This is a genomic window from Kitasatospora sp. NPDC094016, assembly GCF_040304045.1.
Taxonomy (GTDB): domain Bacteria; phylum Actinomycetota; class Actinomycetes; order Streptomycetales; family Streptomycetaceae; genus Kitasatospora.
Genome location: NZ_JBEOUK010000035.1, coordinates 83,509 through 89,796 on the forward strand (window position 1 = coordinate 83,509; position 6,288 = coordinate 89,796).

At 75.5% G+C, this 6,288-nt stretch carries 5 protein-coding genes; 2 read left to right on the forward strand and 3 right to left on the reverse strand.

The annotated features are described in order from the left end of the window. The first annotated feature begins 140 nt into the window (after positions 1-140). Positions 141-1,415, forward strand: a complete 1,275-nt coding sequence (locus ABT015_RS27565) for an MFS transporter (protein WP_350883655.1) — start codon at positions 141-143, stop codon at positions 1,413-1,415. Between the two features lie 106 nt (positions 1,416-1,521). Here ABT015_RS27565 and ABT015_RS27570 read toward each other — a convergent pair whose 3' ends face one another. The 3 genes from ABT015_RS27570 to ABT015_RS27580 form a co-directional block, all read right to left on the reverse strand. Beyond that, a complete protein-coding gene (locus tag ABT015_RS27570; protein ID WP_350883657.1) occupies positions 1,522-2,364 on the reverse strand; it encodes a class I SAM-dependent methyltransferase in 843 nt (280 codons plus the stop codon). A gap of 373 nt (positions 2,365-2,737) precedes the next feature. Further along, on the reverse strand, positions 2,738-3,232 hold the full coding sequence (locus ABT015_RS27575; RefSeq protein ID WP_350883659.1) for a hypothetical protein: 495 nt from the start codon (positions 3,230-3,232) through the stop codon (positions 2,738-2,740). Between the two features lie 183 nt (positions 3,233-3,415). Then, the gene (locus ABT015_RS27580; protein ID WP_350883661.1) at positions 3,416-5,020 is read right to left on the reverse strand and encodes a CehA/McbA family metallohydrolase; all 1,605 of its coding nucleotides are present in this window, start codon (positions 5,018-5,020) and stop codon (positions 3,416-3,418) included. A gap of 199 nt (positions 5,021-5,219) precedes the next feature. On the opposite strand from ABT015_RS27580, the gene ABT015_RS27585 reads away from it, so the two are divergent. Continuing rightward, entirely contained in the window at positions 5,220-6,143 is a 924-nt protein-coding gene (locus ABT015_RS27585) for a polysaccharide deacetylase family protein (RefSeq protein ID WP_350883663.1), read from the forward strand. The last annotated feature ends 145 nt before the right edge of the window (positions 6,144-6,288 follow it).

Consider the following 6,288-nt stretch of genomic DNA (forward strand, 5'->3'; position numbering starts at 1 on the left):
CCGGTGGCCCGGGCCCGGGCCCGGGGCGCGGCGGGCGGGCGCGGCCGGGGCTTCCACATCTATCTCGACGTGAAGTATCTTGATGTCGAGATTGATGCCGATCATGCAACGGGGGGCCTGCCATGCGGGGGAACGGACTGATGGCGCAGCTGCGGAAGCCGCCGGGCGGGCGGGACGCGCGGATCATGCTGCTGGCGCAGTGCGTCGACCGGACCGGGAGCGGGGTGTGGGCGGCGGCCTCGGTGCTGTACTTCACCTACGTGTGCGGCATGGACGCCCGGCAGCTCGGCGTGCTGCTGGGAGTGGGCGCGGCGGCGGGGATCGCCGGGTCCCCGCTCGCCGGGCGGGCGGCCGAACGGCTGCCGGTGCGGTGGCTGCTGATCGGGTGCCATCTGCTGCGGATCGGCACGATGGGCCTGCTGCTGGCCGTCGACGACTTCGCCACGCTGCTCCCCGCCGTCGCCCTGACCTGCCTGGCCGAACGGGCGGCCAAGACCCTGGAGATGCTGTTCGCCACCCGGATCGCGGGCGAGCGGCGCGGCACGTACCAGGCGCTGTTCCGCAGCGTGGCCAACGCCGGGTACGCGCTCGGCGCGGGCATCGCGGCGATCGGCCTGGCGATGGGCACCACGACCGCCTACCGCGCGCTGATCGTGGCCAACGCGCTCTCCTTCGCCCTCGCCGCCGTCCTGGTCTGGCGCACCCGGGAGCCGGCCGGGCGCGGCCTGGTCGCGGCGGCCTCCGAAGATGAGCCCGCCGCCCGCCCGGCGGCCGTGCCGAGCCCCTGGCGCGACCGGGGCTACCTGCTGTTCGTCGCGCTCGACATGCCGCTGAACCTGGACGACTCGATCCTCAACGTCGGCCTGCCGCTCTGGCTCGTCCACCACACCGGCGCACCGCACGCCGTCGTCCCGGCCTTCCTGATCCTCAACACGGTGCTCGTGGTGCTCCTGCAACTGCGCGTCTCGGCACGGGCGGAGGGTTCGCGCGGGGCGGCCGCGGCGGTGGGCTGGTACGGCCTGACGCTGCTCGGCTGCTGCCTGCTGACCGCGCTCGCCACCGGCGGCGGGCCGTGGACGGCCTCGCTCGCGCTGCTCGCCGCGGCGATGCTGGTCACGCTGGCGGAGCTGATGCGCTCGGTGAGCTCCTGGGAGCTGGCGGTCGTCCTGGCACCCCCGGGGGCCCAGGCCTCCTACCTGGGGGTGGCCGGGATGGCCCAGTCGGTGCAGAAGTCGGTGGGCCCGCTGCTGCTCACCGGCGTGGTGATGACGGCCGGTCCGGCCGGCTGGCTGGCCCTCGGCGCGGCGACGGTCGGCCTCGGCGCGCTCCAGCGCCGGGCCAGCCTGCGCCGGCTGGCGGCCCTGGCCGTCCCGGCGGCCGAGCCGGCGCCGCGGGTGGGCGCGGCGGTCGGCTGATCCGGCGCGTCGCGGCCGCCGGGCGCGGAGGGCGCGGGGGAGTCGCCAGGGCCTCGTGACGGGACGGGCCTGTGCCAGGTCCGCCGCGCTGCCGCAGGGCGGTTCGTCAGATCGGCTGGCGGGCCGTTTCCGCCGGCCCCGGCCGGGTGGCGGTGACGACGTGGTAGTCGAGGAGGCCGCTGCGCCAGGTGGGGAGGAAGTTGCGGCTCCAGTGGCCGGGAGGGACGGCGTCGGTGAGGTAGCGGTCGAGGCCGGGCCAGACGGCGTCGCCGATGGACTCGGTGGTGACGGTGGTGAAGCCGGCCGCGGCGAGGTCGCTGGTGAAGGCGGCGAGGGGGTGGGGGACGTCGAGGCCGTCGGCGAAGCTGGCGAGGAGGATGTTCAGGCGCTCGGTGATGTCCGGTCCGGCGGAGGCGAAGAAGGTGGTCACGACGAGTCGGCCGCCCGGGCGTAGCACCCGGGCGGTCTCGCGGGCGAAGCCGGTGAGTTCGCGGAAGTGCTGGGCGGCCTCGACGGAGTAGACGCCGTCCAGGGAGGCGTCGGCGAAGGGGAGTTGGTTGGCCGATCCGAAGGTGTAGGCCAGCCGGTCGGGGTAGGTGGCCAGGGCTTTGGCGTTGACGGCGCGGGCGCGCTCGATCTGGTCCGGGTGGATGTCGACGCCGGTCACGCTCCCGAACCGGAACTCGCGCAGGGCGAGCGCCGCGCCGAGCCCGCGCCCGCAGCCGACCTCGGCCAGCCGCAGCCGCTCGCGTGGCTCCGCGAACTCCCGCAGGACCCGCCGGTAGAGCTGCTCCTGGCTGTGGACCCGGTCCTCGGTCGTCGGGGCGGTGAGGTCCATGCCCTGCCAGTAGCCGAAGTTGATGAATCCACCGGCGAAACTCGCGGCCCGGGACAGATCGCCCGCACCGTAGGTCCGGCGTACGGGGGCGGGGATGTGGTCGTGGCTCATGACGGTCGGTCTCCCGGTGTGTGATGTACCCGGTCTCGGCGGTGGAGTGACGACCCCGGACCGGGGGCGCTGGACGTGCTGTGTGACGGTGCGGCGGCGCTGTGACCGGCTCCGCGGTGCTCGGCACCCGTCGGGCGCGCCGAGGTACGTACCCAAACCGGTGCTGATCCGAACACGGTACGTGATGGACTGCGGTCCGGGGCGGGAAAGGGGCGCGGAGGTGGCCCGGGGGGCTCAGAACACCGCCGCACTACCCCGGGCGGCTACCGGGCGCGCGGGACGGCGACGCCGACTTCCCGCGGGAGGCGATCGACGGGGTGGCGGGGGCGCAGCCGTGCGGGCCGGGTGCCCGGGCCCCGGGCACCCGGCGCGGTCACCAGCCGAGGAGGTGGGTGCGGCGGGTGAGGGCGGCGAGGATGGACTCGGCGGCGCCGGCGGGGGTGAGGGAACTGGTGTCCAGGGTGTGCGGGCCGGGGACGGCGCCCGGGGTGGGCTGGAGGACCACGAGGTGGAGGGCGGCGCCGGTGGTGCGGCTCTCGCGGCGGAAGGTGTCCAGGGTGGGCGGGGCGGCCGGGCACTCGACGATGACCTGGTAGCCGCCGGTCGCGTAGGCGAAGGCGGCCTGCGCGGCGGCGGCGAGGGCGGTGGTGTTCTGCCGCTCGGCCTCGGGGAGGTGCGGCGGGAGCTGGCCGCGCCGGATGACCCGCAGGAAGTCGTGCGCACGCAGGTGGACGCTCGGGTGCAGCTCCTCCGCGAGCCGGCTCGCGACCGGGCTCTGGCCGGCCCCGGCCGGGTCGACGAGGACGAGGACGCCGCCGGCGCCCCGGCCGCCCCCGAGCTCCGGCCCACCTACGGTCGTACGGTTCACAGCTGCTGATCCCTTCGCGGGCCGGGGACGGACGGGTAGCCGGGGCGAGGCGGTCGGAGTGCGGACGGGCCGGCCGGCCCGGATACGGACAGCCGACCGCCTCGTCCCTACGACTGGTGCTTTCGGGGATCAACCTAGTCCACGCCGGTGCCCCGAGTCGTCCCCACTCCTGCTCCGGAGCGCTCAGCGGTCCTCGACGCGCAGCACGATCGGGTTGGTGAGGGCCGCCATCGGGCCCCAGGGGAGGTCCGGGCCCATCGCGTTGCCCCTGCCCGGCGACCCGTCCGGCTTCGGGTGGCGGACCTCGGCCCGGACGTAGGCGGCGAGCGAGGCCGTCGTGCGCCAGACCACCGTGCCGGAGCCGTCGGCGGGCAGTGACTCCTGGTGCAGCTGGCCCTCGTCGGTGAGCAGACGGACCGTCCCGCCGGGGACGCCGGAGACGGTGAGCCGCACGTCCAGCGGGGCGTCCGCCGGGACGGCCAGCTCCTCGCCGATGCCGGCCCGGCGGCCGTGCCCGGTGACGGTGAACTCCAGCTGGACGGCGGCGGATTCGGCGAGCCAGCTGCGCCCGTCGCGCAGCCCGTCGAGGATCGCGTCCCGGGTGAGGTCCTCGGCCAGGACGACGTTGTGCGGGGAGCCGATCACCTGCGGGGCGCTGTGCGCGTCGCTGTTGCCCAGGGCGGGCAGCCAGGAACGGCCCTCGCGCAGGGCGACGGCGAGCCGGCCGTCCCAGGTGTCGACCGCGGACTCGTCGTCGTACGTCCAGGGCCCGTTCCACACCTCGACGCCGTCGGCCTGCTCGTAGCCGAACTTCCACTGGCAGGCGACGTACGGGCAGTACGGGTGCGCGGGCACCACCAGGCCGCCGGAGCGGCGGACCTGACGGACGAAGCGCGGGTACTCCTCGTCGCGGGAGCGGTAGCGCCAGTCGACGAACTGGCCCGCTTCGAGGCCGAGGGCCAGCCAGTGGCCGTTGCGGGTGGTGATCTCCTCGCCCGGGATGATCAGCAGGTCGGGGCCGGCCAGCGGGCCCCAGACCGCGTGCGAGGAACTGGTGTTGTGGTCGGTGGAGACGATGAAGTCGAGGCCGGCCGCGCGGGCTCCGGCGGCCACCTCCTCCGGGAGGCGCCGTCCGTCGGAGTGCACGGTGTGCAGGTGGCAGTCGCCCCGGTACCAGGCGCGGCCGCGGCCGCGGGCCCGCTCGGACGGGTAGTGCGGGGTGAACGCCGGCCCGGGGGCGCCGAACCGGAGGGTGACCTGGACGTGGTAGTCCAGCCCCTGCGGTGCGATCTGGTAGGGGCCGAGGGCGAGGTGCCAGGTGCCCGGGTTGATCGGGCCGGGGAGGTAGCCGGGGGTCGCGGTGTCGCGGGCGAGGCTGAACTCGGTGCGGAAACCGCCGGACCAGCCGCGGAAGCCGGGGCCGCCGAGGTCGGTGCCGCGTTCGTCGAAGATGCCGATGTCGCAGGAGTTGCCAGGGGTGCCGGCCGGGACCGGGGGTTTGTCGTAGCCGTAGCCGACGGCGATCTCGCGGACGCCGGCGGGGACTTCGACGGGGAGGTAGACGAAGTCGGGGGCGCCGGTGGGGAGGTGGCCGGTGAGGGTGAGGGTCCGCTCGGTGCCGGGGGTGCCGGGGGTGCCGGGGGTGTTCGGCGTGCCGGGGGCGCCGGGTGCGGAGGCGGCGGCGGGGGTGGTCGCGGCGAGGCCGAGGGCGGCGGCGGCTCCGGTGGTGAGGCCGGTGCGGAGGAGGTCGCGACGGGCGGGGCGTGGGGTGTCGTGGTCGGTGGGCATCGGGTCCTCCGGGTCGGGGCGGGCGGGTCCGTTCGGCCCCTTACCCGTGGCGGTGAATCAGGGGTGAGCCGGGGCCCACGGGCGGGGGGCGGGTCGGTGAAGGGGGTCGCCGTCGGCCGGGTCGGCGAGTTGCGGGCGGTGACGAATAGTCCGTTCATATTCATAACGAGCGGATCGGATCATCGCGGAGGAGGCGGGTGTGGCACTGAGTCGGCGGGCGCTGCTGGCGGCGGTGGCCGGGAGCACGCTGGCGGGGTGCGGGCCCTCGGCGGGCGGCGGGGCGGCGGCCCCGGTGGCCCCGGTGGCTTCCGCTTCGGTTTCCGAGGCCTCCGAGGCCTCCGAGGCCTCGGCGATATCGGCGGCGACGCCGTCGGAGCCCCCGACGCCCACCCCGACCGCCGCGCGCGCGAGCCGGGAGCCGACCCGGGCCGAGCTGGTCGACCGGTACGGCGGCACCGCGCCGAAGCAGTGGGGGATGGAGGTCACCGGGGTGACCACCAGGCTGCCCGACGGCGAGAGCGCGACGGCGCTCACCTTCGACGCCTGCGGCGGCCCCGGCGGGAACGGGTACGACGCCGACCTGATCGACTTCCTGCGGAAACGTTCCGTCCGCGCCACGCTCTTCCTGAACGCCCGCTGGATCGACGCCAACCCGGACGTGTTCAAGCAGCTCGCCGCCGATCCGCTCTTCGAGATCGGCAACCACGGCACCGTCCACCGCCCGCTCTCGGTCACCGGCCGCTCCGCCTACGGCATCGCCGGCACCGGTGGCGTCGGCGAGGTGTACGACGAGGTCGCGGGCAACGCGCACAAGCTCGCCGGGCTGCTCGGCCACCCGGTGCGGTTCTTCCGCTCCGGTACCGCGCACTACGACGACGTCGCCGCCCGGATGGTCGCCGACCTGGGGGAACGCGCCGCGGGCTTCACCGTGAACGGCGACGGCGGGGCGACGCTCAGCGCCGCCGAGGTGCGGCAGGAGATCGCGGCGGCCCCGCCGGGGGCGATCGTGATCTGCCACATGAACCACCCTGGCGGCGGAACCGCCCCCGGGGTGGCGGCGGCGGTGCCGGGGCTGCTGGCGCAGGGGCGGCGCTTCGTCCGGCTGTCGGAGGTGCTGCCGTGAGGTGCCGGGGCGGCGGGCTGCGGCGACGGGCGCGGACCGCGTTGCGGCGTTAGGGCGCGTATTCGGTCGTGATCAACGGGTCCGGGTGAGGTCCTTGATCCAGATCATCGCGCCACGGAGGTGGAGGCCTGCGAGGTAGCTGTCC

What these genes read in the sequence shown, in the direction of transcription:
- ABT015_RS27565 (WP_350883655.1), top strand. Translation starts at nt 141, where the DNA reads ATGGCGCAGCTGCGGAAGCCGCCGGGCGGGCGGGACGCGCGGATCATG.
- ABT015_RS27570 (WP_350883657.1), bottom strand. Translation starts at nt 2,364, where the DNA reads ATGAGCCACGACCACATCCCCGCCCCCGTACGCCGGACCTACGGTGCG.
- ABT015_RS27580 (WP_350883661.1), bottom strand. Translation starts at nt 5,020, where the DNA reads ATGCCCACCGACCACGACACCCCACGCCCCGCCCGTCGCGACCTCCTC.